The sequence below is a fragment of the Phaeobacter sp. B1627 genome (assembly GCF_006265095.1).
Lineage (GTDB): Bacteria > Pseudomonadota > Alphaproteobacteria > Rhodobacterales > Rhodobacteraceae > Epibacterium.
Genome location: NZ_VCNK01000026.1, coordinates 22,236 through 48,051, shown reverse-complemented (window position 1 = coordinate 48,051; position 25,816 = coordinate 22,236). Strand labels below are relative to the sequence as shown.

Below are 25,816 nucleotides of genomic sequence, written 5' to 3'. Positions count from 1 at the left end.
TGGGGTTGGGCCGGGCAGCCTGTCCTGCGGACAGGCTGCGGCACCGGACCTCGGGTCCGGTGCCATCAAGAAGAGGTGGGCCCCGTTGCGTGGAGGAGGTCTCGGGGAACAAGGAGTGGCGTCAGTCCTGCTGAGGCCTGCTTCGCTGCAAGAGGTAAATATCCATGATCCAGCCATGGTCAGCCCGCAGTGCGGCCCGGGTGGACAGAATTCGCGCGCTGACGTCCTGCAATCTGCCCGAGATATTGAGTTCATTGGCCATGCCCGCATAGGCAGACCAATGAATGGTCACATTCTCGGGCTGAGCGACGTCCTGAAATGCGCAGGCTCCGTCCAGCATGATGACCAGCGTGTCGCAGCCCTCGGGCCAGCCAGAGTCCCGGAGCCTGCGGCCAGTGGTGATCTGAACCGGCGCGCCTATGGTGTTGAGAGGCACTTTATGCGCCGCGGTCAGCGCCTGGATCGAGGTGATGCCGGGGATGACGCGCAGTTCCATGGCGCGCCGCAGCTGCAGCCGCTCCGCAATCCGTATCGTGCTGTCATAAAGTGAGGGATCCCCCCACACCAGAAAACCCGCCCGCCCGCCCTCAGGCAGATGCCGGTTCAATGCCGTGTCCCAGACCTCGGCAATGGCGTCATGCCAGTGGTCCACCCGGCTCTGATAATCCGCTATGGCGGGATCGCGTTGCGGTAGGTCGAATTCAACGATCCTCGGCGGCTTTGCCGCGCCTGCCAGCAGGTCGGCACAGATTTGTCGGCGCAGCCCAGCGAGGTCATCCTTGCCGACGCCCTTGTTGGGGATCAGGATCAGATCCTGCGTGCGGATGGTGTCTACGGCCTCCAGCGTCAGGTGCTTTGGGTTGCCGGTGCCGATGCCGATCAATGAGAGATGGATCATGGCGCGTCTTTCGTCAGCCTCATGATAAAACGCGGCCCCGCTTGGGGCCGCGTCGGGATGTCAGATCGGGGTGCCCGTCTCAGATGCTCAGGTGCGGCTCGGTGTCTGCCACACTGGCGCCAGGGCGCGTCCGTTGTGTGTCGCCGCTATGCCGCAGAGTAGAGGCGCGGGCTGACGAGGCCGGAGCGCTCCAGGGCACGCAGGCCCTTTGCGCCGGCCAGAATGGCCAGATCAGCCAAGGGCTCGATCGCGACAACCAGCATATAGGCCGCGCCAAAGGTGAAGACCGACGCCAGTGTTTCGGCGCCAAAGCCCTGACCGTAAAAGGCCCAGAATGCCACCCAAGCCACGACGCCGCCCTGATATGCCGTCGACAGGGCCAACGCCTGACCGTAGCTCAGGTCCACATATGCGGTGCCCGGCGCGATCACCTTGCTGGCCAGAGCCTGCATCGCAAACAGCGGCACCAGCAGCGTGGTGAGGTTGATGAAATACTGCGGCAGGTCGATAGGGGCAAAGAACGCGCCCTGGATCAGCAGACCTGCGGCCAGACCAAAGGCCGCAGGAGCGGCGCCCAGGATCAGGAACAGGGTCGAGCCCAGAATGAAGTGAACTTCGGACACGCCGACCGGGAAATGGGGCATGATTTCAAAGAATACGAAAACGCCCAGCGTGGCGATCGCCGCGCGCAGCGCATATGACGCGATATTCGTGGCTCTCAGGTCGGCGAAGGTTTCCTTGGCGGCGTAGCCGAGCGCGCCTGCGGCGGTCGCATAGGACAGTGCGATCTTGGCGCCGTCGACGATCCCTGGTTCGATATGCATATGTCTGTCTCCTCTCCGTCTCACCCGACGGTTTGATATGTGTCGCACTTGGCCGGTCTCCTGACTCGCGGGTCGATGCGGACCTTTCCCCTTCCCAAGTGCAGACCCGATGCGGGCGCGCTCAGTGGGTGTCGAAAGGCCGCTCGCCGCTCACAGTCGCGGGGGCGGTTGAGGCTTCGGCGCCGCGATTGGGTCCGCCGTTCCTCATTCCCGTTTCAGTCCCGGGTGCTCAAGCACACCACGGACACCAAATGCATTCTCCTGTGTGACTCCGCTCCGGGTGCGGGTCAAGTTTGAATACGTCCTGACCGGGGTCTATTCCGACGTTGATGTCTCTTCCGGCTCTGCCAGGGGACCATACAGGATCAGGACCGGCGCCGGGCTGTCGATATGGGCCAGCAGCGACGGCAGCTCTGCCACCGTGGCACGGTGCAGTTCCTGGGCCGGTGTGGAGATGCCCAATGCCACCAGCGCGGGAGTGGTGTTCGGCAGGCCGGCCTCAGCCAGCAGGGGCAGAAGTGCGGCAAAGGTGCGCTTGCCCATGTAGACGACGGTGGTGGCCTCCGGGTCGGCCAGGGCCTGCAGGTTCATGTGCTCGGGCAGGCCGCCGGTCACGTCATGGCCGGTGATGAACTGCAACCGGCGCGCGGTCAGGCGACGGGTGAGGGGGATGCCCGCAGCAGCAGCAGCAGCAGAGGCCGCGGTGACGCCGGGGATGATTTCATAGGCGATCCCGGCTGTCCGAAGCGCGGTCAGTTCTTCCTCCAGCCGGCCAAAGACGCCCGAGTCGCCGGATTTCAACCGGACCACCTTGGCGCCGGAGCGGGCATAATCGACGAGCAACCGGCTGACGTGGTCCTGTTTCGGCGAGGGGCGCCCGGCCCGTTTTCCAACCCCCACAAGATCCGCGTCAGGGCGGGCGTGGGCGAGGATCGGACCAGACGACAGGTCATCGAACAACACGGCATCCGCTGCCTCCAGCCGCTTGACCGCCTTCACGGTCAAAAGCTCGGGATCACCAGGGCCGGAGGACACGAAGCTGACAAACCCGCTCATGCGTTTTCCCCCGTGATCAGGTGGAAGAAGGTTCCTGTCACATGGCCCTTGACCGAACCGGTTTCCGGCACCGGGTTGCCATCGGCGTCCATGACCCGGGCCAGCGGCGCGTCGGGTTCATCGAGAATGGTGCAGTAGTGGAACTCATGCCCGCGCAGGAAGGCACCTGCGGCAAAGCCCGGCATGGCCGACTGCAGGTGGGCGCGGCGGTAGCCAAGGTGGAACTTGCGTTTCTCATAGGAGGTCACCAGCCCCAGCAGGCCTGCCATCTGGTGGCGGTGGCCATCCTTGTCGATCAGGGCCTCTCCGAGGGCCATATAGCCCCCGCATTCACCATGTACCGGCTTGGTCTGCGCATGGGTCTGCAGGCCCCGGCGCCAGTTCGCGGCTGCAGCCAGCGTTGCACCATGCAGCTCCGGATAGCCGCCGGGCAACCAGACCAGGTCGGCGTCGCCCGCCGGGGCTTCGTCATTCAGTGGCGAGAAGGGCAGGATTTCGGCTCCGGCGGCGCGCCAGCCTTCCAGCAGGTGCGGATAGGTGAAGGAGAATGCCGCATCCCGCGCGAGGGCGATCCGTTGCGCGGGCGGTTTTGGCAATGCAGCCGGGGCCGGGGCCGCCGCGCCACCGGCAAGAGCACGGATCGCGTCCAGATCCACATGGGCACGCAGGAATGCCGCATAGCCTGCGATGGCGGCCTCAAGGTCGGGATGCTCGACAGCCTGTATCAGGCCGAGATGGCGTTCCGGCAGGGCCAGATCACCGCGTCGGGGCAGGGCGCCCAGAACGGTGATGCCCGCGCGCTCCATCCCCAGCCGGGTGAGCCGTTCGTGGCGTGGGCTGGCGACCCGGTTCAGGATCACGCCCGCAAAGGGCAGGTCTGGCAGGTAGCTCTTGAACCCAAGTGCGGTGGCGGCGGCGGATTGCGCCTGACCGCCCACATCAATGACCAGCACCACCGGCCAGCCCATGCGCAACGCGGTTTCGGCCGAAGAGCCAAATCCCGATTGCCCGCGCGTGGCGACTCCGTCGAACAGCCCCATCGACCCTTCGCCGATGCAAATATCGGCCCCCGCCCCCTGGGTGGTCACCGCGTCCAGCAGTAGGCTGTCCATTGCCCAGGTATCGAGGTTGAAGGACGCTCGCCCGGCGGCCGCGAAGTGAAACGCCGGATCGATGTAGTCCGGGCCGCTCTTGAACGGCTGCACCGTCAGGCCGTCCTCGGAAAGGGCGCGCAGAAGCCCCAGCATCACCGTCGTTTTTCCAGTGCCGGAGGAAGGGGCTGAAATCATCAGCCCCTTAGGGAAATCGGTCATGGCAAGAGCCCTCCGACGGGACAGGCGGCGGGACAGGCGGCGGCTGGCGCGGTTGGCAGATACAGGGCTTCAGTCATCTCCTTCGCTCCACTCCGACCAGGGGCTGGCTGCGCTCTGCGGGCGGTAGCGACGGTCGTAATCGGCGCCATAGAGGCAGCTTTCGGCGAAATCCTCCGCCCCGAGAGCGGGCCCAACGAGGATCAGCGCGGTGCGTCCGCGGGCGCCGTCGGTGGCCTCGATGATGGTGCCGAGGGTCGCCTTGATGATCCTTTGATCCGGCCATGTGGCGCGCCAGACGATCGCTACCGGGCAGTCGCCGCCATAGGCGGGGGAGAGCCGCGCCACGACATCGTCGAGCACCTGCACCGACAAATGGATCGCCAGCGTCGCGCCGGTGCGGGCAAAGTTTTCCAGCGTCTCCCCCTCGGGCATGGCCGAGGCTCGTCCGGAGGTGCGCGTCAGCACCAGCGATTGCGCCACACCGGGCAGGGTCAGTTCAGTGCCCAATGCGGCGGCAGCGGCGGCAAAGGCCGGAACGCCCGGCGTGATGTCATAGGCAATGCCGAGATGCAGCAGGCGGCGCAATTGTTCCCCCATCGCCGACCAGACCGACAGATCGCCGGAATGCAGCCGTGCCACATCGTGACCGGCCTCATCGGCGGCTGCGATCTCTGTCATGATCTCCTCCAGCGACAGGGGGGCCGTATTAACGATCCGGGCGCCGTCCGGACAATGCGACAGCAGCGCCTCGGGCACGAGCGAGCCTGCGTAGAGGCAGACCGGGCAGGCCGCGATCAGGTCGCGTCCGCGCAGGGTGATCAGGTCGGCAGCGCCCGGTCCGGCGCCAATGAAGTGAACAGTCATGATGTCATCGTCTCCGCTATGGCCACGGTGGCATGGCCATCCGCGGTCACTCGTCTTGTCTGGATCAGGTGGACCTCGGCGCCGTGACGTCCTGCGGCAACCAGTGCCAGGGCCTCGGCCACCGATCCGGTGTTGAACCGCGCGTGGATGCGCGGCGAAAAGCTGGGGGTCGGGACGCCGGAAATTGCGGTGTCATCGACGGGAATGACGGGCAGCACGGCCGCCCGGGCAAAGTCCTGAAACTGCGCAACCTCCGCCTTGGTCCGGAGCACGGCAATGGCGGCCGGAGCGGGCGTCAGGGCCGCCAGCGCCGCAGTCAGGCTATGGGCGGTTACCCGGGAGGAGAAGCCGATTCCGGCGATTATCATCGGGTGACGCTCCATTGCAGGACGGGGCGGGCCCGGCTCCATCCGCGCATGGAGCCGAGCGGGCCCGCCTCGGAGAATTCGGCCTTCAGAAGATGGCCTCCGTGGCGAGCATGGGCCTCCATCAGCAGGGTTTCCGTTTCCAAGGTAACGCCATTTGCCACCAGCCGGGTGCCCCTAGGCAGGGTGGTCCAGAGGGCATCCAGCAGCGCCTGTGATCCGCCGCCACCGATAAAGACGCAGTCGGGGAGCGGCTGGCCTGCCAGAACCTCGGGCGCGCGGCCTTGGACAGCCGTCAGCCTATGGGCAACGCCGAAGGTCTCTGCGTTGCTGTGGATATTCACCAGCCGGTCGGCGCGGGGCTCGAATGTGGTTGCGGTGGTGCCGCGCGCGGCAAGGCACCACTCGACGGAGACCGAGCCCGAGCCGCCACCGATATCCCAGAGATGTTCGCCGTGGCGCGGAGCAAGGGCCGAGAGCGTCAGTGCGCGCACAGGCCTTTTGGTGATCTGGCCGTCACTGGCAAAGGCTGCATCGGGCAGGCCTGCGGCCTGCGGCAGCCCGTCTCCGGCGCAATCGATTGCGGCAACGACCGGGGCCGCGATAGCAGTCAGGTCGAAGCCCTGTGCCGTCGCCTGGCGATGGCGCGCATGCGGCCCGCCGAGACGTTCGAGAATATGCAAATGGCTGGCCCCGTAGCCTCGGTCCTGCAGCCACTGTGCCAATGCGGTGGCGGCGTCGCCGTCGCGCAGGGTGCAGATCGCCCGAATACCGCGCCCGAGCAGGGGGCTCAGGGATGAAAACGACGTGGCGTGGAGGCCGAGACACAGCGTGTCCTCCAGTTTCCAGCCCAGCATGTTTGCGGCAAGTGTGAAACAGGACGGAGCCGGATGCGACACCCAGTCGGCGCGGTCGAGGTCGCGCAACAGGCTGCCGCCCGCACCGTGCCAGAAAGGATCACCGGAGGCGAGGGCGACCACCGGGCGTCCGCGCGCCGCCAGAACCGGAGCAGTTGAAAAGGGCACGGGCCAGGCCTGACCGCGAGGGCCGGCACCCACCAGAGCCAGATGCCTCGGACCTCCGATGATGATTTCTGCCTCGTCCAACGCCCTTCGGCTTGCACTTGACAGGCCATCGAGGCCATCTTCGCCCAGCCCGACCAGGGTCAACCACGGGCTATGGATAGGATCAGCCATGACGAAACTCCTGCTTTTGGGCGGCACCACGGAGGCCTCGCGGTTGGCAATGGCCGTTGCGGAGGCATGGGGAGGTGCCGGTCCGGGGGCCGGGCGTCAGGCGGTGTTCTCTTATGCCGGCCGGACCGCGCGCCCGGCATCGCAGCCGTTGCCCTGCCGGATCGGCGGTTTCGGGGGCGTTGCGGGGCTGGTTGCCTATCTGCGCCGTGAGGCGATCACACATGTGGTCGACGCGACCCACCCTTTTGCGGCGCAGATGTCGGCCAATGCCGTGGCGGCCTGTGAGGAAGCGGGCGTGAAGCTGCTGGGGTATGAGCGACCGGAATGGATCGCTCGGCCCGGGGACCGCTGGATCCGTGTCGCCGATATGGCGGCTGCGGTTGCCGCATTGCCCGAAGCGGGCGCGCGGGTGTTCCTTGCAATCGGCAAGCAGCATCTGTCTGCGTTTTCCACACGGCCCGGGAACCACTATCTGTTGCGGCTGGTGGACGCGCCCGTCGCCCCGCTGCCGCTTGCGGACAGCTGTGTCGTGGTGGCCCGCGGGCCGTTTGACGCCGCGGGGGATGAGGAATTGATGCGGTCCCATGCCATCACCCATGTCGTCGCCAAGAATGCCGGTGGCAGCGGCGCACAAGCCAAGCTGGTCGCCGCCCGTGCGCTGGGCCTGCCCGTCGTGATGATGGACCGGCCGCGCATTCCGTCCCGTCAGGTGCGCGGGTCGGTTGCAGAGGTGATGAGCTGGCTGGACCACGCCTAATCCTCTTTCTGGTCGGATTGAGACGGAGAGGGAACAGCGGATGGCGGAGCGGGCGGAGACGCGGGCTGGGCGCCGGGCTGATGGCGGGGCTGATGTCCGGGCGCAAATCGCGGGGTGTAGACATATGTCCCGACCCGGCGGGTGTCGCGGGTGCCGACAATCACCATGGTCCGCATGTCAGCCATCTCCGGCGTCGCGTCGCGCAGGGCCACCGTCAGCAGATGCTGATCGGGTTTGGTCACGTCCCGGGCAAAGGTAATCAGGGTGTCTTCGCCACAGGCCGCGCGGAGCACTTCGAGCGCTCGGGCGAACTGATGGGGCCTGGATTTCGAACGCGGGTTGTAAAAGGCCATGGCCAGACCGGCTTCGCCCACCAACTGCAACCGGCGTTCGATGAGCGCCCAGGGTTTCAGGTTGTCGCTCAGGTTGATGGCGGCGAAGTCATGCCCCAGCGGAGCGCCGATGGCGGCGGCGGCGGCGAGCATCGCGGTAATGCCCGGCAGCACCCTGACCTCCAACTCGCGCCAGGCACGAGGCCCCGCTTCCAGCGCCTCGAACACAGCCGAGGCCATCGCAAAGACGCCGGGATCGCCGGACGAGACGACGACAACCCGCCGTCCCGCCGCCGCCATCTGCAGCGCGTGGGTGGCGCGGTCGACCTCGACGCGGTTGTCGGAGGCATGCAGCACCAGGCCGCTGCGTGGCTTGATACGGTTGACGTATGGTATGTAGCCGACCACATCGGTGGCCGTCGCAAGGGCGGCCTGGACCTCCGGTGTCACCATGTCCTCCGCGCCGGGGCCGAGGCCTGCGATCACGATGCGGCCCGGTTCGGTGTGACCGCTTTGAGCATGTGCCGGAGGGGTCATGGCCGCCGCCCTTGTCCGTGCAGCAGCACAATCGAGAAATAGGGAACCGGACCCGTCACATCCGTGAGTTTGCGCACTGTTTGGGTTGGCATGGTCCCGCTCTCCACCAGCCAGGCGTCCTCCAGCCGACCGGCAGCCGTCAGCGCGCGCCGCAGCTTGGGCAGGTTGCGTCCGATTTTCATCACCACAAGGGCATCGGTTTGCGCAGCACGTTGGGTCAGTTCCTGTTCAGACAGGGTTGCCATGGCGACTGTCAGAACATCGTCGCCCCAGGTGATCGGGACGCCGGTTGCGGTCCAGCAGCCGGACATGCCGGTAATGCCCGGGATGATCTCGACCTGGGCGCGGCCTTGGAGGCGGCTGTGCAGGTGCATGAAGGATCCATAGAGAAAGGGGTCTCCCTCGCACAGAACCACGAGATCCTCGGTCTGGGCGATCTCTGCCAGCGTATCGGCCCAGCGGTCATAGAACTCCGACAGCAGCCGGTTGTATTCCGGGTCGGAGAAATGGATCTCGGTGGTGACGGGATATTCCATCGGGTGTTCGCTCACCCCGTCCGGCAACAGCCCTTGGACGATGGCGCGCGCTTGTCCGGCGCGACCGGCCTTGCGAAAATAGGCAATGTGGCGGGCAGATTGCAGCACCCGCCAGCTTTTGACGCTCATCAGTTCCGGATCACCAGGGCCAAGCCCCGCGCAGATGACTTTGCCGGCCATTGTCATTCCTTCCAGGATGCGAGCGCGTTTACCGCCGCTACTGTGATCGCAGAGCCGCCAAGACGGCCTTTGACGATCATTGCAGGCACGGGGAGATCCTGCATCAGCGCGTCTTTCGACTCGCGCGCACCGACAAAGCCCACGGGGCAGCCGATGATTGCCGCGGGGCGCGGGCAGTCTGGATCTTTCAACATGTTGAGCAGATGAAACAGGGCGGTGGGGGCGTTGCCGATGGCGACAACGGCCCCTGCAAGATGGGGGCGCCAGAGTTCGAGCGCGGCGGCAGAGCGCGTGTTTCCCATGTCCTGTGCCATACCGGCGACCTTGGGGTCGCGCAGGGTGCAGATCACCTCGTTTGCGGCAGGCAGGCGCGGCCGGGTGATCCCCTCAGAGACCATATAGGCATCACAAAGGATCGGTGCGCCCCCGGCGAGCGCCGCCCGCGCGGTTTCGGCCATGCCATCAGAAAAACGCACGTGATGTTCGAGGCCAACCATGCCGGCCGCGTGGATCATCCGGACCACGACGCTTTCCTCGTCGCGGGTGAACCGGGCGAGATCGGCCTCGGCCCGGATGGTGGCAAAGCTTTCGGCATAGATCTTGGCGCCGTCGGTTTCATAGGTGTGCAGCATGTCAGCGGTCTTTCGTCAGGACGTCGGGCGCGGCGCGCAGGGCTGCGGCGCTGAGCGAGGTGAGGGCCGGGCTGGCGTCGGCGCGCCCGTTGCGGATGAGGTCGAAGCGGTCGCGCCCGGTGGCCACTAGGGCGACATCGGCGGGCTTGGGATGGGCGCAGCCTTTGGCGCAGCCAGAGACGTGGAGCTGGGTCCCGGGCGGAAGATACGGGGCCAAATCGCGGGCCAGCGCGCGGGTGGGGGCGTGCGCCTGCAGGCAACCTGGCGCTCCGGTGCACGCGATCACCTGCAGGCGCGGGTCCGTTGCGTCGAGGATCAGACCGGGCAGGGGTGGGCCGGACAGCGGATCAGGCAGTTGCGATGAGGCCGTCCGTGGCAGTGGACTGTCGCAGGCCGTAGCCTCGACGAGCAACATCCGCCACGGGGTCAGTCGCAACGCGTGGCCGGTCCCGCCCAGGGCCGCGAGGGTGGCGGCCGGGATCTGACCGAACTCCAACGCCACCAAGGTTCCGACTGCGGTCCTGCCTGGACTTGGACGAAGCGTGCCGCCTGGCGGGACAGTGTTGCCTGGCGGGACAGGGCCGCCGGGGGCGGTTGCGTCATGCGATGGAGGTGGCCCGCGGCGCGCAATCAGGTGGTGCATCCTGCCCCGACCTTCGGGCGCGCCGCCTTGGGCGAGGAACCAGCGGGCGAGCGCAAGCGCCGCTTCGGCTGCACTGTCTTCCCCGACGGGCAGGGCGGCTTCCGCACCATCGGCCCGCACCATCAGATTGGCACCGTCGCCTTCGATGCGAATGTCGGCGGCGACGTCCCGCAGCAGGGGCACGTCGCCGCTGTCGACCGCAAAGCCGAACTTTCCGGGCAGGACGAGGTCCGTTGCGGATGCCAGCCGGGCGACCAGATCAGCGGCGAGCCGATGACTGCGATCCCCGGCGGTCCAGAATGGGGTGATCAGGACATTGCGGCGGGTCTCTGCTGCGTGGTCCTGATCCACCAGCCCAAGCGTCCGGAGTGCGGCGATCAGCCTTGGATGATCCTCGGGGCGCACGCCGCGCATCTGCAGGTTGGCACGGGATGAAATATCGAGCATGCCATTGCCAAAGCGCGTCGAAAGGTCGGCTACGGCCTGTGCTTGATCAGAGGTGAGGCGCCCGAACGGAGGTCTGATGCGGACCACCAACCCATCGCCCGACATCATCGGCCGCAGTGCGCCGGGGCACCAGCCGTAGATCTTTGGGTCGGCGCTTGATGGGGCCACCGGCACACTCATGCGGCGCCCTCCAGCGACGAAAGGATGAAATTGCGCCGCGTCACCCAAAGCCCGGCCGCGCGCAGGGCGCGAAACCGGTCCCACATGGCCTGCAGCGCCGCCGGGTTCTCGCGCTCAAGGAAATCGACCAGATCCTCGCGCCCCAGCGTGGCCTCGAAGTAGAGGTCAAAGAGATGCGTCGGCACCACCTGCGCCAGATGGGCAAAGGCTGCCATATGGTCAAGCGTGGCGGCGATTTCGGCGCCGCCGCGAAACCCGTGGTTCATCATTGCACTGGCCCATTGGGGATCGGCGGCGCGGGCGCGGGTGACGCGGGCAATTTCCTCCTGCAGGCTGCGGGCCTGCGGCCGGTCCGGTCGGGTGGCGTCCATGTGGTAGAGCGCGGGCGCCTGCGCTCCGAGTCGGGCCATGGCCGCCGCAAATCCGGCCTCATGTGCGGCATAGTCTGAGGCCACCAGCACATCGGTCTCCGCAAGGTCCTGCAGATGCACGAAACTATCGGCATTGTGCAAGCGCTCTTCCAATGCTGCGCGGGCCTCGGTGATGTCGCCGCGGGCATCGATGGCATGGGAAGAGGCGGCCAGCCAGGCCTCTCCGGCGGCAGCGCGCGCGGCATCGGAATAGGTGTCGAGATGGGTTGTCATGGCGAGGCCGTATTGGCCGGGCTTGGGACCGAACACACGCGGCGATCTGGCCAGATAGGGATTGTCTGCCAGAGTTTCCTCGCGGGTGGACAGCGCGGCGGCGGCAGTTTCGAAGAGTTGCGCGAGGCCGGGGAACACATCGCGGAACAAGCCCGAAACGCGCAGGGTCACGTCGATACGGGGGCGGCCCAGAAGCGCCAGAGGGATGATCTCGAAGCCCGAGACGCGGTCCGACCCCGCGTCCCATTGCGGCGCAAGGCCTGCAAGGTGCAGCGCCATTGCGAATTCCTCGCCCGCCGTGCGCATGGTGGCAGACCCCCACAGATCCACCACCAGACCCTTCGGCCAGTCGCCGTGGTCCTGAAGGTGGCGGCGCAGCAGCTCTTCCGCCAGTTTGACCCCCTGCGCCTGTGCCGCCCGGGACGGCACCGCCCGTGGATCGGTGGTAAAGAGGTTGCGCCCAGTCGGCATCACATCCGAGCGCCCGCGGTAGGGCGACCCCGACGGCCCCGGTGCAATCATGCGCCCGGCCAGCGCATCCGTCAGCCCCTTCAGTTCTGCCGGACCATGTGCGCCGCTGCCGAAAACATGCAGCCCCTCGCCGTACTGGCTCTCTTTGATGTCGCAGACAAAACGGTCGATGCGTGTGATCGCCTCTGCGGCGGAGGCGCTCGCCGAAAGGCCGAGATCCTGTTCGACGCCGGTGCCCTGCGCCTCTGTCCGGATGTCGGCGATCAGCCGATCGCGGCGCGCCGGATCCAGCCCGTCCGCTGTGGAATACTCATCCAGCAGGCTCTCCAGCCGCCCCATCCCGGCAGGCAGCGTAGTCTGGGCCAGTGGTGGTGGCATATGGCCAAGGGTCACAGCCCCAATCCGCCGCTTGGCCTGCGCCGCCTCGCCCGGGTCGTTGACAATGAACGGATAGATCACCGGCATCGCCCCGAGCAGCGCTTCGGGCCAGCAAGTCTGCGACAGGGCCACGGCCTTGCCGGGGAGCCATTCCAGCGTGCCATGCGCTCCAACATGCACCAGCGCATCCGCCTGCGTTCGCATCCACAGGTAGAAAGCCACATAGGCATGGCGCGGCGTGCGGTCCAGATCGTGGTATTCCTCGTCGCGGGCCGCCACATCGCCGCGCTCGGGTTGCAGCGCAATCAGCGCCTTGCCCCTGCGCAGGGCGCGAAACCGGATTGCGCCGTCCTGGACCGAGGGGTCGCTTTCCACATTACCCCATGCGGCAGTCAGGTCGGATTGCAGGCTGGAGGGCAACGACTGCAACGCGGCCTCATAGTCCGACAGCGGCCAGCTCAGGGTCTCGGACGACAGGCGGGCGCCCAGATCGCCTGCTGGCGCAATATCATAGCCCTCGGTGGCAAGCGCGGCGACGATCGCCTCGGTGGAGGCCAAGGCATCAAGCCCCACCGCATGGGCAATGTTGTAGTCCCTGCCTGGATAGGTCGAGAGCACCAGCGCGAGACGCTTGTCGCGGGGCGAAGTTCGGGCCAGTCGCAACTGGGCATCGACGCGATCGAGCGCGGCCTCCACCCGTTCCGGATCGACGCGGTGGATGAAGCGGGAGTATTCCAGATCCGGGTCGCGTTTGGTGGGGGATTTGAAGCTGACGACACCTGCAAACAGCCGCCCGTCCACCTCGGGCAGGACCACATGCATGGCGAGGTCGGCTGGAGACAAGCCCCGGTCGGCCAGATCCCAGTCCTTGCGCCGCGCGGTGGAGAGCGCGACCTGGAACACCGGGCAGCCGGTGAGGCTGAGAGGGGAGGCGCTGCCGTCGCGCCCCTGGGCGGAAAAGGCGGTGGCGTTGATGATGGCGGCGGGGGTCAGCGCGGGGAGTTCGGCGTGTAGCCATTCGACGGCGGTGGTGGCCTTGAGGCTGCTGGCAAAGGCCCCGAAGGCCGCGTAGCCGCGCGCCCGCAGCCCCCGGATCAGCGCATCCACCGGCGCGGTGTCGGCGGAGGTCAGGTAGGAGCGGTAAAAGCTCACCAGAACCAGCGGCTTGTCTGTGTCTGGCAGGCGGCCCAACACGCCCTGTTCGGGGTCGTAGAAGCCATGGTCCGGGACGGATTTCTGCCCGATCACCGGTCCCGCATAGAGCCCGGCCGCCAGCGCGAGCTGCGCCAGCGCCGCCTGTGCGGCGACGGCTCCGCCCGCGTCGCAGAGCGCCTGCAGACGCCGCAGCGTCGAGGTGGGCAGGGTGGACAGCGCGTCCAGACGTGGATCTTCCTGACCATCGGCAGGCAGGATCGCCAGGGCGATGCCTTTGCGGCGGGCGAGGTCCTGCAGGGTGGCGAGACCGTATGGCCAATAGCTCTCGCCACCGATTAGCCGGACCAGAACGCCCTTGGCCCCCTCCAGCGTCTGTTCGGCGTAGACATCGACCGAGAGCGGATGCTTCAGCGCCACGAGGTTGGCCAGCCGGGTCGTCGGCAGCCGGTCGCGCCCGCGATGCCAGCCGGCGGCAAAGGCGCCGAGGTCACTGTCGGAAAACGACAGCACCACCAGATCGCCGGGGGTCTGCCCGACGTCATAGGGGGTGTCGGTTTCACCGAGCCCGTGGCTTTCGCGGAAGACGACGTGCATGAGGTTGGTCCGCTTCGTTCAAATCAGAAGGGGGCAGCGCCGGACCACTTGGCGTGGGGGATGCGCCATCCCGGGGAGGCGGGCGCGACCTCAATGGCGGGAGGTCGCGCCCTGTATTGTCACGATCAGGCGCCGAGATCGGCGTGGATGCCTGCGGTGTCGATGTTATCATGCTCGGCGATCACCACCAGCTGGGTCCTGCGCTCCTGCGTGCCCCAGGGTTGATCATATTGCGCGCGCAGGCGCTCGCCCACCGCCTGTACCAGCATTCGCATCGGCTTTCCTTCGACAGCAACATAGCCCTTGACCCGCAGGATGTTGCGGGCGCGGGCCATTTCGATGATCCGACTGTGCAGCGCTTCGGGATCGGAGACTTCGCCCAATTCGACCACGATGCTTTCAAAATCGTCATGCTCGTGATCGTGGTGACCATCGTGATGGCTGGGACGTGCGTCGAGGTCGTCTTCGGCTGCGGCCTCAAGGCCCAGGATCACACGCGGGTCGATCGCGCCTTCGGTCATCGGCAGGATCGGCAGTTTGCGGGGCGCTTCGGCCTCGATCACGGCGCGGGCTTTTTCAACACCGTCTTCGCCGGCCAGATCGGCCTTGGACAGCAACACGATATCGGCGCAGGAGATCTGATCCTCAAAGACCTCGGACAGCGGCGTCTCATGGTCGAGGCTTTCATCCGCCGCGCGCTGGGCCTCCACGGCGGCGGGGTCCGGTGCGAACTGACCCTTTGCGACGGCCTCGGCATCGGCCAGCGCAATCACCCCGTCAACGGTGATGCGGGACCGGATCGCGGGCCAGTCAAACGCCTTGAGCAGCGGTTTCGGCAGCGCCAGCCCGGAGGTCTCGATCACGATATGCTCGGGCGGTTCCGGCAGGGCCATCAGCTGTTCGATGGTGGGGATGAAGTCATCGGCCACGGTGCAGCAGATGCAGCCGTTTGCCAGCTCCATGATGTTTTCCGCCGGGCAGTTTTCATCGGCGCAGGATTTCAGGATGTCACCATCGACACCGGCGGTGCCGAATTCATTGACCACCACCGCAAGGCGCTTGCCCTGCGGGTTTTGCATCAGGTGACGGATCAAAGTGGTCTTGCCGGCGCCGAGAAAGCCGGTGATGACGGTGACGGGGATCTTGTTGAGCGTGCTCATGGATCAGTCCTTTGCAGCAGGGTCTGCGGAGAGGTCGACACCGGGCATATGGACCGGCGGGATACGGGCAATGGATTGTTTGCGAAACACCACCGGTCGTTCGCGCCAGGGCACGAACCCATCCGTGGTGGCGGCATAGGCGGACGCGCCTGCGAGGATGTCATCGAGATGGCTGTCCGGGTCAAGATCGCCGTAGATGTAGCTCCAGCGATCGGGGCCGCCTGACAGATGCAGGGTGCAACCGCGGGAACAGGCGGAAAGACACTCGACGCCGCGCACAGTGACGCCTGCGGGCAAGTCGGCCCCGGCGAGACGTTCGGTCAGCACCCGACCGGGGCGCATGGCCTCGGGATCGGCCCCGGATTCGGCCCCGGTGCGGCGACAGGTGGTGCAGACGGTCAGGACAACCGGTTCTGCGGGCAGTGGCGGGATATCACCCATGCGGCCTCTTCTCCTCCTCCTCTCGGGCGGGTGGGGCAGGCCAGAAGGGGGTTCTGCGCCCACTCGACGGTGGTGACAGGCCCTCGACCGGTCGCGGAACACCCCGTCCGCCGGTTGACGTCATACGTTGGCAGGTCTCCCGGCTTGCGGATGCCAGTGCCGAACGGGGCGCTGACGGTCTTCCCGCCTTCCCGGCTGTGCCTTGCGGCAGGGGCCAGTGGCGTCTGGAGACCTCTCCGGTCACGGTCGCGGGGGCGGCTGTGCTTGGGGCCACTGTCTGCGGCCCTGTCACATTCCCTCTTCGCCCAAAGGACATGCCTTCGGGAACCAACAAAAACCCCCTTGCGCCATGGCGGCACTCTTTGTCAAGACATGGGGGCAAACAGCAGGAGTGAGCCCCGTGAGCGATCAGACGTCTTCGACGACCAAAAGCGACATTTCCGAAGAGGAAGCGGCGCGCCACGCCTCCAAGATGGCCAAGAAAAAGGCCGCGCGCGACAAGATGATGAAAACGAAGGATGGCGAAAAGGGCCTGATCATTGTGCACACCGGGCCGGGCAAGGGCAAATCCTCCAGCGGCTTCGGGATGATCATGCGGTGTATCGCGCATGGGATGCCCTCGGCGGTGGTACAGTTCATCAAAGGCGCCTGGCAGACCGGCGAACGCACATTGATCGAGGAAAACTTTTCGGACCTGTGTCAGTTCTATGCAATGGGCGAAGGTTTCACCTGGGAAACGCAGGATAAGGCGCGCGATATTGCGGCTGCGCAGAAGGGCTGGGAAAAGGCCAAGGAGATGATACTGGACGAAGCCAACACGATGGTTTTGCTGGATGAAATCAATATCGCGTTGCGGTATGACTATCTCGACCTCGACGAGGTGCTGGACTTTCTGGTGGAGCACAAACCACCGATGACCCATGTGGTGCTGACCGGCCGGGGTGCCAAGGACGAGCTGATAGAGATCGCCGATCTGGTGACGGAAATGACGCAGATCAAACATCCGTTCCGGGCTGGCATCAAGGCGCAGAAGGGCGTCGAATTCTGATCTCCGTCCCGGCTGCGCCGCCGGGCGGCGCGCCTGTGCATGGGGCGGGCCTGTGCATGGGGCGGGCCCGACGGGGGAAGTTCAAACTATGGCTTGAGGACGCGGCGTTCCCGCCTACCTTGCAAGAAGCCATCACCAAAACGGATGATGCGCCTGCTTTGGAAGGTTTGGAATGGACGTGAATGAAAACGCCGCAAGAATAGCCGTGGTCGGTTTGGGGCCCCGCGGACTGGGCGCGCTTGAGGCGCTGGGCGAGCGACTTTTACGCGACGGTCGCCGGATGGCGGTCGATGTGTTTGATCCTGCGTCCTTTCCCGGGGCCGGGCCCAACTTCTGCCCCGAAGAGAGCCCGCTCTGTCTGTTGAACATACCGAACCGGGACATCGCCATTCGCCCGCCGTCCTTTTCCACCTGTGGACAGTTTGCAGATTGGCTCGACCGGACGCCAGACCCGGACAGTTTTCCCACCCGCGCGGATCTGGGGCGCTATCTGCAGGCGCGTCTGGCGGATGTGCGCGCGCTGGACAGGATGCCGGTGACCCTGCATCCGGAGTGTGTGGATCAGATTGAACGCAGTGAAGAGGGCTGGAAACTGAACGCCGGCGACCGTTGGTTTGGTCCCTATGCAGAGGTTCTGCTGACGCTGGGCCAGCCCAGGACGGCCCCTGACGACCAGCTCGCGGAGTGGACAGAACACGCACAACGCGCGGGACTTCATCTGTCAGATGCCTATCCGGCCAGACGTCTGGAGGAACAGGCGAAGGGCTGGCAGGGAGAGATCGTCGCCATACGGGGGCTGGCCTTGTCGTCCTTTGACGTGTGCCGGGCGCTGACCGCGGCGCAGGGCGGGCAATTTCAGGCGCAGGGCTACATCGCCTCGGGCCGCGAACCCAAGCGGATCATTGCGTTTTCCCTGGATGGCAAACCACCCTTTGCCAAACCGGAAACGGAGCAGATTGATGCGTGGTTCGAACCTTTGGCCGCCGAAACGGAGGTGTTCGTATCAGCGCTCGACCGCGCGGCAACCTCGGATCCTGACAGCGCGGCGGAGATTATCAATGCCGCCCTGGTGCCCGTGGTGACGCGGATATTGGAGATGTCCTCGGCCTCTGACAGGGCTTCTGACGGCGCAACTGACGTCATCGACTGGCTGCAGACCGAGTGGACATCGCCCTCGACACAGGAAACCGGCAGCCCGCGTGAAATCCTGCGCCGGGGTATCGCGCTTGCCGAAGGGAAACAGCCCCCCACCATCGGCTATATCGTGGGGCAGGTCTGGAGAAAATGGCAGGACGAATTTCGCGCTGGGTTCAATCCTGTGGTGGTGGCGGCTGAAACGGCAAAGGCCATCGTCGGGTTTGATGAGGGGTTGAAGCGGTACTCCTACGGCCCGCCTGTCTCCTCGGCGCGCGAAATGGACGCCTTGATCGAGGCGGGGATCCTTGATCTGTCGCTTGCCATCGACCCCGACATAGAGCTGACAAAAACCGGGTGGAAGCTGTCATCGCAGGAGGAGGCTGTGGACGCAGTGGAGGCATCGGTCATGATCGATGCGGTTCTTCCGTCGCCTGACCTGTCGACCATAGCCGCGCCGCTTGTCCCTGATTTGACGCAGAGCGGCCTGCTGCACCCCTTGACCTCGGGACTGGCGGCGCAGACCGCTGCGGACGGTCGCGTCTTGGATCGCCACGGCACTCCGGTCACCGGGCTCTGTCTTTTGGGGCGCCTCGCACTCGGAAGTGTCGTCGCCGTCGATTCACTCCACGATTGTTTTGGCGACGCGACAAACCGTTGGGCTGCCGGAGTTCTCAGGCGGGTCTAGACCGGAGCGCGGCCGGTGGAACCAAACCGGAAGCTTGTGCGTTTGGAAGGGGAACGCAGCACCCCGCCATCGGTTGAGTGGCGGCCTTCCAGGAGACAGCTAAATGGCAGATCACGAGAGACTTTACCGCGCTACGGCGGTCACCCAGTCATCCACCGAAACCGTGGACCGATCGGTTGAGGTCGGCACCGGCGGGGAGCCCCATCAGCGCGGCGATGGCCCGGTTCTGACGACATCTCAGGGCGTTCCGGTGAGCGACAACCAGAATACCCTGCGCGCCGGGCCACGGGGTCCGGCGCTGATGGAAGATTTTCATTTCCGCGAAAAGATATTTCACTTTGATCATGAACGTATCCCCGAACGTGTCGTGCATGCGCGTGGATATGGGGCGCATGGCTATTTCGAAGCGACAGAAAACCTGTCGGATCTGACCTCCGCGCATTTGTTCCAGGAAAAAGGGCGCAGAGTTCCTGCGTTCGTGCGGTTTTCGACGGTGGCGGGGAACAAGGGGTCGGTCGATCTGGCACGCGATGTCCGCGGTTTTGCGGTCAAGCTTTATACCGAGGAGGGCAACTGGGATATCGTCGGCAACAACATTCCTGTCTTCTTCATTCAGGATGCGATGAAATTCCCGGATCTCGTGCATTCGGTCAAGGAGGCGCCGGACCGTGCCTTTCCGCAAGCCCAATCGGCTCATGACAATTTCTGGGATTTTATCTCCTTGATGCCGGAATCCATGCATATGATCATGTGGGCGATGTCGGACCGGGCGATCCCGAGGTCGTTCCGTTTCATGGAAGGCTTCGGCGTCCATACCTTCCGCTTTGTGAATGCCGAGGGAAAAGGCCAGTTCGTGAAGTTTCATTGGAAGCCGAAACAAGGTCTCCAATCCGTCATCTGGGACGAGGCGGTCAAGATCAACGGGGCCGACCCTGATTTCCACCGTCGTGACCTTTGGGCGGCAATCCAGAACGGAGACTATCCGGAATGGGAACTTGGTGTTCAGGTCTTTGATGACGACTTCGCGGACAGCTTTCCCTTCGATGTGCTCGACGCGACCAAGCTGATCCCGGAAGAAGATGTGCCGGTTCGCATCATTGGCCGTCTGGTGCTGGACCGCGTTGTCGACAACTTCTTTGCCGAGACGGAACAGGTGGCATTTTGTACCCAGAACATCGTGCCGGGGATCGATTTTACGAACGACCCTTTGCTGCAGGGGCGCAACTTTTCCTATCTTGATACCCAGACCAAGCGCCTGGGGGGGCCTAATTTCACCCATATCCCGATCAACGCCCCGAAATGCCCGTTCCATCACTTTCAGCAGGACGGCCACATGGCGATGCACAATCCCGCCGGGCGCGCCAATTACGAACCCAACAGCTGGAGCGAAGGCGGTCCCCGCGCGGATCGCGAGCGGGGACACAAATCCTTTGCCGAGCAGGTCGACGGAGAAAAGCGCAAGATGCGCGGCGAGCTTTTCGCCGATCACTACAGTCAGGCGCGGCAATTCTATCGGAGCCAGACCGAAGTCGAGCAGGCCCACATCGCCGATGCCATCGTTTTCGAACTGTCCAAGGTCGAGACCCCGGCAATCCGGGACCGGATGGTGGCGCATCTGCCGAATATCGACGCGGGTCTTGCCAAGGCCGTGGCTGATGGTCTCGGTATGAAATCGGTGCCTGCGGCCCACGAGCCAGCGCGAGAGCCGCTCGACGACCTGCAGACTTCGGACGCTTTGTCGCTCCTGAAGAATGGCCCTCAGAGCTTTGCGGGGCGCAAAATGGGGATGTTGTTGACCGATGGCATCGACGACGGGCTTCTTGAGAGCATGATCGATGCGGTCAAGGCGGTCGGCGGCATGGTCGAGATCGTCGCGCCGACGATCAGCGGGATCGTGACGGCCAATGGCAAGGAAGTTCCGGCTCAGCAGAAGATCGATGGCGGCCCGTCGGTTCTCTATGATGCAGTGGTGGTTCTGGTGTCGGAAGAGGGAGCGCGCGATTTGAAAGCGATGCATGCGGCCCGGACCTTTGTCGCGGACGCCTTTGCCCATGGGAAGTTCATTGCTGTTGGCGATGCGGGCGCAGAGCTTCTGAAAGCAGCGGGGGTCACGGACCTTGATGCGGGGGTTCTATCGCTTGCCAAGAAGAGTGATGCGGAAAAATTCGTGTCGACATGTGCGAAAGTGAGGCATTGGGATCGCCTGAGCTGACGGGGGTCTCTCTACTCTCTCTCCGAGCGCAGAATGTCAGGGGCTGCATGCATTGTGCAGTCCCTGCACGTCTGTCTTGGGGGTGAGAAAAGATGCCGTTTTTATGGAGCTGCCGTGCAGTCCTGTGAGCCAACCTTGTCCTCCGGTCTATCACCGCCAGACCAACGGAAGCCTACGCAGGGGATCCGGGAAAATCAGGGTGACGCTCGTCTGGTTCTGCGATACCGTTTTTATGCGACACACGTTATGCGATCAAAAAAGGGCGTCATTTGAATACTTCGGCAACACCCCATGATTTTCAGGCTGATATCGACGCCATTGGTCGCAATCAGACCATTCCGATCCTTCTTGAGACAGTGTTGTTGGCAACGGGAATGGGGTTTGCGGCAGTGGCGCGTGTGACCGACGCCCGTTGGGTGACCTGTCGCGCCCTTGACCAAATATCTTTCGGGCTGACCCCTGGCGACGAGCTGGATGTCGAAACGACGCTCTGCAATGAGGTCAGGCAGTTCGATCAGGAGATCGTCATCGACGATGTGCGCCAAGACCCGCTCTATAGGGATCACCCCTGCCCACAGCGGTACGGGTTCCGCAGCTATATCTCGATTCCGATCCGACAGGCGGATGGTACGTTTTTCGGCACGCTCTGTGCGATCGACCCGGCCCCCCGCCAGCTCAGGAACGACCGTGTTCTGGGGATGTTTCGATTGTTCGCCAGGATGATCGCAGAGGCGCTGGACGCCGATGAGGCATATGCCCAAAGTCAGTTGGCCCTGTCGCACGAACGCGACCTTGCGTCGTCACAAGAGAAGTTCATTGCAATTCTGGCTCATGACCTGCGCAACCCAATCGGCGCCCTGAGTGCCGGGTTGCGGATGATGGAACGGCGCGACATTGATGACAAGGCAGCGGAGTTGGTCAAGTTGATGCGGGGGTCCGTGAACCGCATGGGATTGCTGATTGAAAACCTCCTTGATCAAGCCCGCAAACGTAGCGGCGGCGGCATGCTGATTGAACGTACCGTCGCCTATGATCTCGACCAGGCGCTGCTGCAGATCGTGTCGGAGTTTCAGGCAGTTGCACCGGAACAGACTATTCAGGCAAGCATTGATATTCCCGGCCCGGTTCATTGCGACGTTCCAAGGATTTGCCAGCTGTTTTCCAACCTTCTGAGCAATGCGGTGTCTCATGGGCGAGCGGGACTGCCGATCGAGATCGGCGTCAGCCTGGAGGGAGAACGCTTTGCTCTGTCGATATCCAACTACGGAGATCCGATACCGGAGGAGCAGTTGCCGAGCCTCTTTGAGCCGTTCAAGAAAGGCCCCAATCGTTCGGAGCGCAACGGGCTGGGGTTGGGCCTGTTTATCGCATCGGAAATCGCCAAGGGACATGACGGCAATCTATCCGTGTCGTTTGAGGAGGATCGAAACAGGTTTTCCTTCGTGATGCGATCTGTGTGTTCCCCCCAATAGACCTCATCCTGTTGCGCTGAATGGAGGGCGGGGCAGGTCGGGCCGGATTTGCGGCCAGTTTTGCGGCCAGGCAAGCTCACGCCGATCGCTTGGACAGATCCGCCTATTCTGTGACCACTCCGGCCAGTCTCCTCCATGAGATTGGCGGCGGAGCCTCAATCGGATGCGAATTCTCTTGTCCGCTCCACGCGGCCTTGGCATGCAACCTCCATGGAGCCGAAACTTACTATTGTTGTTGTTGAAGATGACCGGGACCGCGCGATTGCGATCGTCGACGCGCTGAAGACGGCTGGCGATCACGAGGTTGTGGTAATTGCAAACGCAAGCGGCCTTGCGCGAAGGATCGTTGCCCATGCGCCCGACATCGTGCTGATCGACATCGACAACCCCACCCGCGACATGCTTGAGGAGTTGACGCTTGCCTCCGGACCTCTGGAGCGGCCGGTCGCGATGTTTGTCTCCGGCGAGGCAGGCGGGCTGGCGCGGGCTGCGATTGAGGCGGGCGTCTCGGCCTACGTCGTTGACGGCCTGTCCCCGGAGCGGCTCAAGCCGGTGATGGACACGGCGATTGCCCGGTTCCGCATGGTCAAACAGATGCGCACGGAACTTGCCGAGACCCGGCGCGCCCTTGAAGAGCGCAAGGTCCTGGATCGTGCCAAGGGGCTGCTGATGAAGGCCAAGGGCATCGAGGAGGACGCGGCCTATGCCCTGTTGCGCAAGACGGCCATGGATCAGGGGCGCCGGGTGGCGGATGTCGCAGAGGCACTGGTGACGGCATCGGAGTTGCTACGATGAAGACGGTCACTTTGCCGGTCGCCTATATGCCGCTCGTGGATGCGGCCCCTCTGATCGTCGCGCAGGAAATGGGCTTTGCCGAAGCGGAGGGGATCGCGCTGGATCTGGTCGCCGCGCCCTCGTGGTCTTCGGTGCGCGATATGTTGGCCTTTGGCCGCGTGGATGCGGCTCATTTGCTCTCTCCCGTGCCCGTCGCCATGGCGCTTGGCCTTGGTGGGGTCACGACGCCGGTGTCGGCGGTGATGGTGCTTTCGGTGAACGGCAATGTGATCGGAGTGGGCCGCACCCTGGAGGCGCGGCTGCGTCAGAATGGCTATGGCTTTGACTTTGCCGATGTCGCCGGTGCGGCAAAGGCGCTGGCCCGGGTGGCTGAGGGGCCGATGGTGTTCGGGGTCCCGTTTCCCTTTTCGATGCACGCCGAGCTGTTGCGGTATTGGTTCGAACATACTGAGCTGGGTCAAACTGCGGTTGAAATCCGCACGGTTCCGCCGCCGCTGATGGCCGAAGCACTGGCTGCGGGCGATATTGATGCGTTCTGCGTTGGGGAACCCTGGGGATCTGTTGCAGTCGATCAGGGGTCCGGGGCCTTGTTGCTGCCCGGCAAGGCGATCTGGTCCTTTGCGCCGGAAAAAGTTCTCGCGGTCCGTACCGATTGGGCCGAGACCGAGCCGCATTTGCTGCGCCGTTTGATGCGTGCGGTCTGGACGGCGGGTCAATGGTTGGCGCAGCCGGATGCGCGCACGGCCGCCGCAGAGATTCTGTCGCGAAAAACCTATCTCGATGTGTCGCCTGAATTGATCGACAGGGCGCTGCACGGGCGATTTACAATTTCCGGTCATGCGGAACAGCGTGAGGTGACCGGTTTTGTCGAATTCCACGAAGGCGCTGCAAGCTTCCCGTGGCGCAGTCAGGCCCGCTGGATGGCGCACCGGTTGAGCCTGCGTCACGGGCTCGCGCCAGAGGCGGCGATGGACAAGGCGGCACAGGTCTACCGCAGTGATCTGTACCGCGGTCATATGGTGGCGGGTGACGCGGATATGCCCGGTGCATCGGAAAAGCTCGAGGGCTCGATTCGCCACGCCACGGCGGTCGCGTCACAAAAAGGTCAGCTGACCTTGCTTCCTGACACGTTCTTTGATGGGCGCGTTTTTGACCCGGATGCGGAAAGCTGACCAAAAAACGGGCAAACCGGCGTGCTGATGCAGCTGATTAAACCGTCGGTGCCGCAGCGCAGAAGTTTTCTCTGGATCGCCATGGTGGCCTTCTTCATATCTTGAGTCACCGGCACACAATGGCGTGCGCCGATCCGATTTTCTCCCAATGACAGGGAAACGCTGAGCAAGGTCGCTCACTCTCCTCCGGCAATTCCCGGCGGTTAGTGATGTGGCCTTTTTTGCGTTTCGACTGCGGTCTCCTCCGCTAGTGTCCATGGAAAGGACAGAAGATGAATAGACTTATCTTGAGCCTTGTAGCCTCAACCGCACTGACCAGCCCTGCTTTCGCCGAAATGCTTGAGCTGGAAAAAGACGAACTGACATTTGGGTTCATCAAACTCACCGACATGGCGCCGCTCGCTGTCGCGTATGAACAGGGGTATTTCCTCGATGAGGGCCTGTTTGTCACGCTTGAGGCGCAGGCCAACTGGAAAGTGCTGCTGGACGGTGTGATCGATGGCCAGTTGGACGGCGCCCATATGCTGGCAGGGCAGCCGCTGGCTGCCACCATCGGGTTCGGGACCGAGGCCCATATCATCACGCCCTTCTCGATGGATCTGAACGGCAACGGGATCACGGTCTCGAACGATGTCTGGGAAAAGATGCTGCCGCATATTCCCAAGATGGAGGACGGCCGTCCCCAGCACCCGATTTCCGCAAGCGCCCTCGCGCCCGTGGTGGAGGAGTTCAAGGCAGAGGGCAAGCCGTTCAACATGGGAATGGTGTTCCCGGTCTCCACTCACAACTATGAATTGCGCTACTGGCTGGCGGCCGGCGGGTTGCACCCGGGATACTACAGCCCTGAAAATGTCTCCGGTCAGATTGATGCCGATGTGTTCCTGTCGGTGACCCCTCCGCCGCAGATGCCGGCCACTCTGGAGGCGGGCACCATCAGTGGCTATTGCGTCGGCGAACCCTGGAACCAGCAGGCTGTATTCAAAGGGATCGGTGTGCCTGTGATCACGGATTATCAGCTGTGGAAGAACAATCCGGAGAAGGTCTTCGGTATCAACGCCGATTTTGCCGAACAATACCCCAACACAACCCTGGCGGTGACCAAGGCGTTGATCCGTGCCGCCATCTGGCTGGATGAGAACGACAACGCCAACCGCAAAGAGGCCGTGGAGATCCTGAGCCGTCCTGAATATGTCGGTGCCGATGCCGAGGTGATCGCCAACTCCATGACCGGGTTTTTCGAGTTTGAGAAAGGCGACAAACGCGACATTCCGGATTTCAACGTGTTCTTCCGGCACCACGCGACCTACCCGTTTTATTCGGACGCGATCTGGTACCTGACGCAGATGCGGCGCTGGGGTCAGATTGCAGAACCAAAATCGGACGCCTGGTACGACGAGGTCGCCCGCGATGTCTACAAGCCCGACATCTACCTGCAGGCCGCACGGATGCTGGTCGATGAAAACCTCGCACAGGAAGCGGATTTCCCGTGGGACAGCGATGGCTACAAGGATCCGACCCCTGCCGCCGACATCATCGACGGCATCCCCTACGACGGCCGCTATCCAAATGCCTATCTCGACAGTCTGCCGATCGGCATGAAGGGCGACCAGACCGTCGCCGGCACAGACGTCAAAGGCTGATTTCCAGAACGACAGGCAAGCCCCGGATGAATTTTCCGGGGCCCCCATCATC

General features: G+C 64.1%; 22 protein-coding genes and 2 riboswitches. Of the genes, 8 read left to right on the top strand and 14 right to left on the bottom strand.

All coding sequences use genetic code 11. The annotated features are described in order from the left end of the window. Positions 1–121: 121 nt before the first annotated feature. From cobF to cbiE, 7 genes are all read right to left on the bottom strand, one after another. A complete protein-coding gene (gene cobF / locus FGE21_RS14640; protein WP_139664071.1) occupies positions 122–898 on the bottom strand; it encodes a precorrin-6A synthase (deacetylating) in 777 nt (258 codons plus the stop codon). A 146-nt stretch (positions 899–1,044) separates the two neighbouring features. Then, positions 1,045–1,722, bottom strand: a complete 678-nt coding sequence (locus FGE21_RS14635) for an energy-coupling factor ABC transporter permease (RefSeq protein ID WP_139664070.1) — start codon at positions 1,720–1,722, stop codon at positions 1,045–1,047. A gap of 32 nt (positions 1,723–1,754) precedes the next feature. Beyond that, positions 1,755–1,989, bottom strand: a riboswitch (cobalamin riboswitch). Between the two features lie 48 nt (positions 1,990–2,037). Continuing rightward, on the bottom strand, positions 2,038–2,778 hold the full coding sequence (cobA, locus tag FGE21_RS14630; RefSeq protein WP_139664068.1) for a uroporphyrinogen-III C-methyltransferase: 741 nt from the start codon (positions 2,776–2,778) through the stop codon (positions 2,038–2,040). Then, entirely contained in the window at positions 2,775–4,091 is a 1,317-nt protein-coding gene (locus FGE21_RS14625) for a cobyrinate a,c-diamide synthase (protein ID WP_139664066.1), read from the bottom strand. Before FGE21_RS14625 ends, cobA begins: the two co-directional genes overlap by 4 nt. Before the next feature lie 69 nt (positions 4,092–4,160). Then, entirely contained in the window at positions 4,161–4,955 is a 795-nt protein-coding gene (gene cobM / locus FGE21_RS14620) for a precorrin-4 C(11)-methyltransferase (RefSeq protein WP_139664064.1), read from the bottom strand. Next, complete coding sequence (locus tag FGE21_RS14615) at positions 4,952–5,323, bottom strand: cobalamin biosynthesis protein (RefSeq protein WP_139664062.1); 372 nt, start codon at positions 5,321–5,323, stop codon at positions 4,952–4,954. Before FGE21_RS14615 ends, cobM begins: the two co-directional genes overlap by 4 nt. Next, positions 5,320–6,516 (bottom strand): precorrin-6y C5,15-methyltransferase (decarboxylating) subunit CbiE, encoded by a 1,197-nt coding sequence (cbiE, locus tag FGE21_RS14610; RefSeq protein ID WP_176695449.1) that lies wholly within the window; start codon positions 6,514–6,516, stop codon positions 5,320–5,322. Before cbiE ends, FGE21_RS14615 begins: the two co-directional genes overlap by 4 nt. Here cbiE and FGE21_RS14605 point away from each other — a divergent pair. After that, positions 6,515–7,273 (top strand): cobalt-precorrin-6A reductase, encoded by a 759-nt coding sequence (locus FGE21_RS14605; protein WP_139664060.1) that lies wholly within the window; start codon positions 6,515–6,517, stop codon positions 7,271–7,273. The two genes, cbiE and FGE21_RS14605, sit on opposite strands and share 2 nt — an antisense overlap. Here FGE21_RS14605 and cobJ read toward each other — a convergent pair. From cobJ to FGE21_RS14570, 7 genes are all read right to left on the bottom strand, one after another. Then, complete coding sequence (gene cobJ, locus FGE21_RS14600; RefSeq protein WP_139664058.1) at positions 7,270–8,142, bottom strand: precorrin-3B C(17)-methyltransferase; 873 nt, start codon at positions 8,140–8,142, stop codon at positions 7,270–7,272. The two genes, FGE21_RS14605 and cobJ, sit on opposite strands and share 4 nt — an antisense overlap. Beyond that, the gene (locus FGE21_RS14595) at positions 8,139–8,864 is read right to left on the bottom strand and encodes a precorrin-2 C(20)-methyltransferase (RefSeq protein WP_139664057.1); all 726 of its coding nucleotides are present in this window, start codon (positions 8,862–8,864) and stop codon (positions 8,139–8,141) included. The genes cobJ and FGE21_RS14595 overlap by 4 nt, the downstream gene beginning before the upstream one ends. Continuing rightward, positions 8,861–9,490, bottom strand: coding sequence for a precorrin-8X methylmutase (locus FGE21_RS14590; RefSeq protein WP_139664056.1), 630 nt, complete (start codon positions 9,488–9,490; stop codon positions 8,861–8,863). The genes FGE21_RS14595 and FGE21_RS14590 overlap by 4 nt, the downstream gene beginning before the upstream one ends. A 1-nt stretch (position 9,491) precedes the next feature. Beyond that, a complete protein-coding gene (cobG, locus tag FGE21_RS14585) occupies positions 9,492–10,760 on the bottom strand; it encodes a precorrin-3B synthase (RefSeq protein WP_139664055.1) in 1,269 nt (422 codons plus the stop codon). Further along, positions 10,757–14,002, bottom strand: coding sequence for a cobaltochelatase subunit CobN (gene cobN, locus FGE21_RS14580; protein WP_139664053.1), 3,246 nt, complete (start codon positions 14,000–14,002; stop codon positions 10,757–10,759). Before cobN ends, cobG begins: the two co-directional genes overlap by 4 nt. Positions 14,003–14,127: 125 nt before the next feature. Continuing rightward, positions 14,128–15,162 (bottom strand): cobalamin biosynthesis protein CobW, encoded by a 1,035-nt coding sequence (gene cobW / locus FGE21_RS14575; protein WP_139664051.1) that lies wholly within the window; start codon positions 15,160–15,162, stop codon positions 14,128–14,130. 3 nt (positions 15,163–15,165) lie between these two features. Continuing rightward, positions 15,166–15,603, bottom strand: coding sequence for a DUF1636 domain-containing protein (locus FGE21_RS14570; protein WP_139664050.1), 438 nt, complete (start codon positions 15,601–15,603; stop codon positions 15,166–15,168). A gap of 111 nt (positions 15,604–15,714) precedes the next feature. Next, positions 15,715–15,950: riboswitch (cobalamin riboswitch) on the bottom strand. 53 nt (positions 15,951–16,003) lie between these two features. Here FGE21_RS14570 and cobO point away from each other — a divergent pair. From cobO to FGE21_RS14535, 7 genes are all read left to right on the top strand, one after another. Then, on the top strand, positions 16,004–16,651 hold the full coding sequence (gene cobO, locus FGE21_RS14565; protein WP_139664048.1) for a cob(I)yrinic acid a,c-diamide adenosyltransferase: 648 nt from the start codon (positions 16,004–16,006) through the stop codon (positions 16,649–16,651). A 172-nt stretch (positions 16,652–16,823) separates the two neighbouring features. After that, complete coding sequence (locus tag FGE21_RS14560) at positions 16,824–18,473, top strand: FAD/NAD(P)-binding protein (RefSeq protein ID WP_139664047.1); 1,650 nt, start codon at positions 16,824–16,826, stop codon at positions 18,471–18,473. A gap of 103 nt (positions 18,474–18,576) precedes the next feature. Next, positions 18,577–20,685, top strand: a complete 2,109-nt coding sequence (locus FGE21_RS14555; protein WP_139664045.1) for a catalase — start codon at positions 18,577–18,579, stop codon at positions 20,683–20,685. A gap of 269 nt (positions 20,686–20,954) precedes the next feature. Beyond that, positions 20,955–22,157 (top strand): GAF domain-containing sensor histidine kinase, encoded by a 1,203-nt coding sequence (locus FGE21_RS14550; RefSeq protein WP_255731601.1) that lies wholly within the window; start codon positions 20,955–20,957, stop codon positions 22,155–22,157. 210 nt (positions 22,158–22,367) lie between these two features. Beyond that, entirely contained in the window at positions 22,368–22,952 is a 585-nt protein-coding gene (locus FGE21_RS14545; RefSeq protein ID WP_139664043.1) for an ANTAR domain-containing response regulator, read from the top strand. After that, entirely contained in the window at positions 22,949–24,124 is a 1,176-nt protein-coding gene (locus FGE21_RS14540) for a CmpA/NrtA family ABC transporter substrate-binding protein (RefSeq protein WP_139664041.1), read from the top strand. Before FGE21_RS14545 ends, FGE21_RS14540 begins: the two co-directional genes overlap by 4 nt. Positions 24,125–24,396: 272 nt before the next feature. Further along, on the top strand, positions 24,397–25,764 hold the full coding sequence (locus FGE21_RS14535) for a CmpA/NrtA family ABC transporter substrate-binding protein (protein WP_139664040.1): 1,368 nt from the start codon (positions 24,397–24,399) through the stop codon (positions 25,762–25,764). Positions 25,765–25,816: the final 52 nt, after the last annotated feature.

What these genes read in the sequence shown, in the direction of transcription:
- cobF (WP_139664071.1), bottom strand. Translation starts at nt 898, where the DNA reads ATGATCCATCTCTCATTGATCGGCATCGGCACCGGCAACCCAAAGCAC.
- FGE21_RS14540 (WP_139664041.1), top strand. Translation starts at nt 22,949, where the DNA reads ATGAAGACGGTCACTTTGCCGGTCGCCTATATGCCGCTCGTGGATGCG.
- FGE21_RS14590 (WP_139664056.1), bottom strand. Translation starts at nt 9,490, where the DNA reads ATGCTGCACACCTATGAAACCGACGGCGCCAAGATCTATGCCGAAAGC.
- cbiE (WP_176695449.1), bottom strand. Translation starts at nt 6,516, where the DNA reads ATGGCTGATCCTATCCATAGCCCGTGGTTGACCCTGGTCGGGCTGGGC.
- cobM (WP_139664064.1), bottom strand. Translation starts at nt 4,955, where the DNA reads ATGACTGTTCACTTCATTGGCGCCGGACCGGGCGCTGCCGACCTGATC.
- FGE21_RS14615 (WP_139664062.1), bottom strand. Translation starts at nt 5,323, where the DNA reads ATGATAATCGCCGGAATCGGCTTCTCCTCCCGGGTAACCGCCCATAGC.
- cobW (WP_139664051.1), bottom strand. Translation starts at nt 15,162, where the DNA reads ATGAGCACGCTCAACAAGATCCCCGTCACCGTCATCACCGGCTTTCTC.
- FGE21_RS14595 (WP_139664057.1), bottom strand. Translation starts at nt 8,864, where the DNA reads ATGACAATGGCCGGCAAAGTCATCTGCGCGGGGCTTGGCCCTGGTGAT.
- FGE21_RS14625 (WP_139664066.1), bottom strand. Translation starts at nt 4,091, where the DNA reads ATGACCGATTTCCCTAAGGGGCTGATGATTTCAGCCCCTTCCTCCGGC.
- cobN (WP_139664053.1), bottom strand. Translation starts at nt 14,002, where the DNA reads ATGCACGTCGTCTTCCGCGAAAGCCACGGGCTCGGTGAAACCGACACC.
- cobG (WP_139664055.1), bottom strand. Translation starts at nt 10,760, where the DNA reads ATGAGTGTGCCGGTGGCCCCATCAAGCGCCGACCCAAAGATCTACGGC.
- FGE21_RS14545 (WP_139664043.1), top strand. Translation starts at nt 22,368, where the DNA reads ATGGAGCCGAAACTTACTATTGTTGTTGTTGAAGATGACCGGGACCGC.
- FGE21_RS14555 (WP_139664045.1), top strand. Translation starts at nt 18,577, where the DNA reads ATGGCAGATCACGAGAGACTTTACCGCGCTACGGCGGTCACCCAGTCA.
- cobA (WP_139664068.1), bottom strand. Translation starts at nt 2,778, where the DNA reads ATGAGCGGGTTTGTCAGCTTCGTGTCCTCCGGCCCTGGTGATCCCGAG.
- FGE21_RS14605 (WP_139664060.1), top strand. Translation starts at nt 6,515, where the DNA reads ATGACGAAACTCCTGCTTTTGGGCGGCACCACGGAGGCCTCGCGGTTG.
- FGE21_RS14535 (WP_139664040.1), top strand. Translation starts at nt 24,397, where the DNA reads ATGAATAGACTTATCTTGAGCCTTGTAGCCTCAACCGCACTGACCAGC.
- FGE21_RS14560 (WP_139664047.1), top strand. Translation starts at nt 16,824, where the DNA reads ATGGACGTGAATGAAAACGCCGCAAGAATAGCCGTGGTCGGTTTGGGG.
- FGE21_RS14570 (WP_139664050.1), bottom strand. Translation starts at nt 15,603, where the DNA reads ATGGGTGATATCCCGCCACTGCCCGCAGAACCGGTTGTCCTGACCGTC.
- FGE21_RS14635 (WP_139664070.1), bottom strand. Translation starts at nt 1,722, where the DNA reads ATGCATATCGAACCAGGGATCGTCGACGGCGCCAAGATCGCACTGTCC.
- cobJ (WP_139664058.1), bottom strand. Translation starts at nt 8,142, where the DNA reads ATGACCCCTCCGGCACATGCTCAAAGCGGTCACACCGAACCGGGCCGC.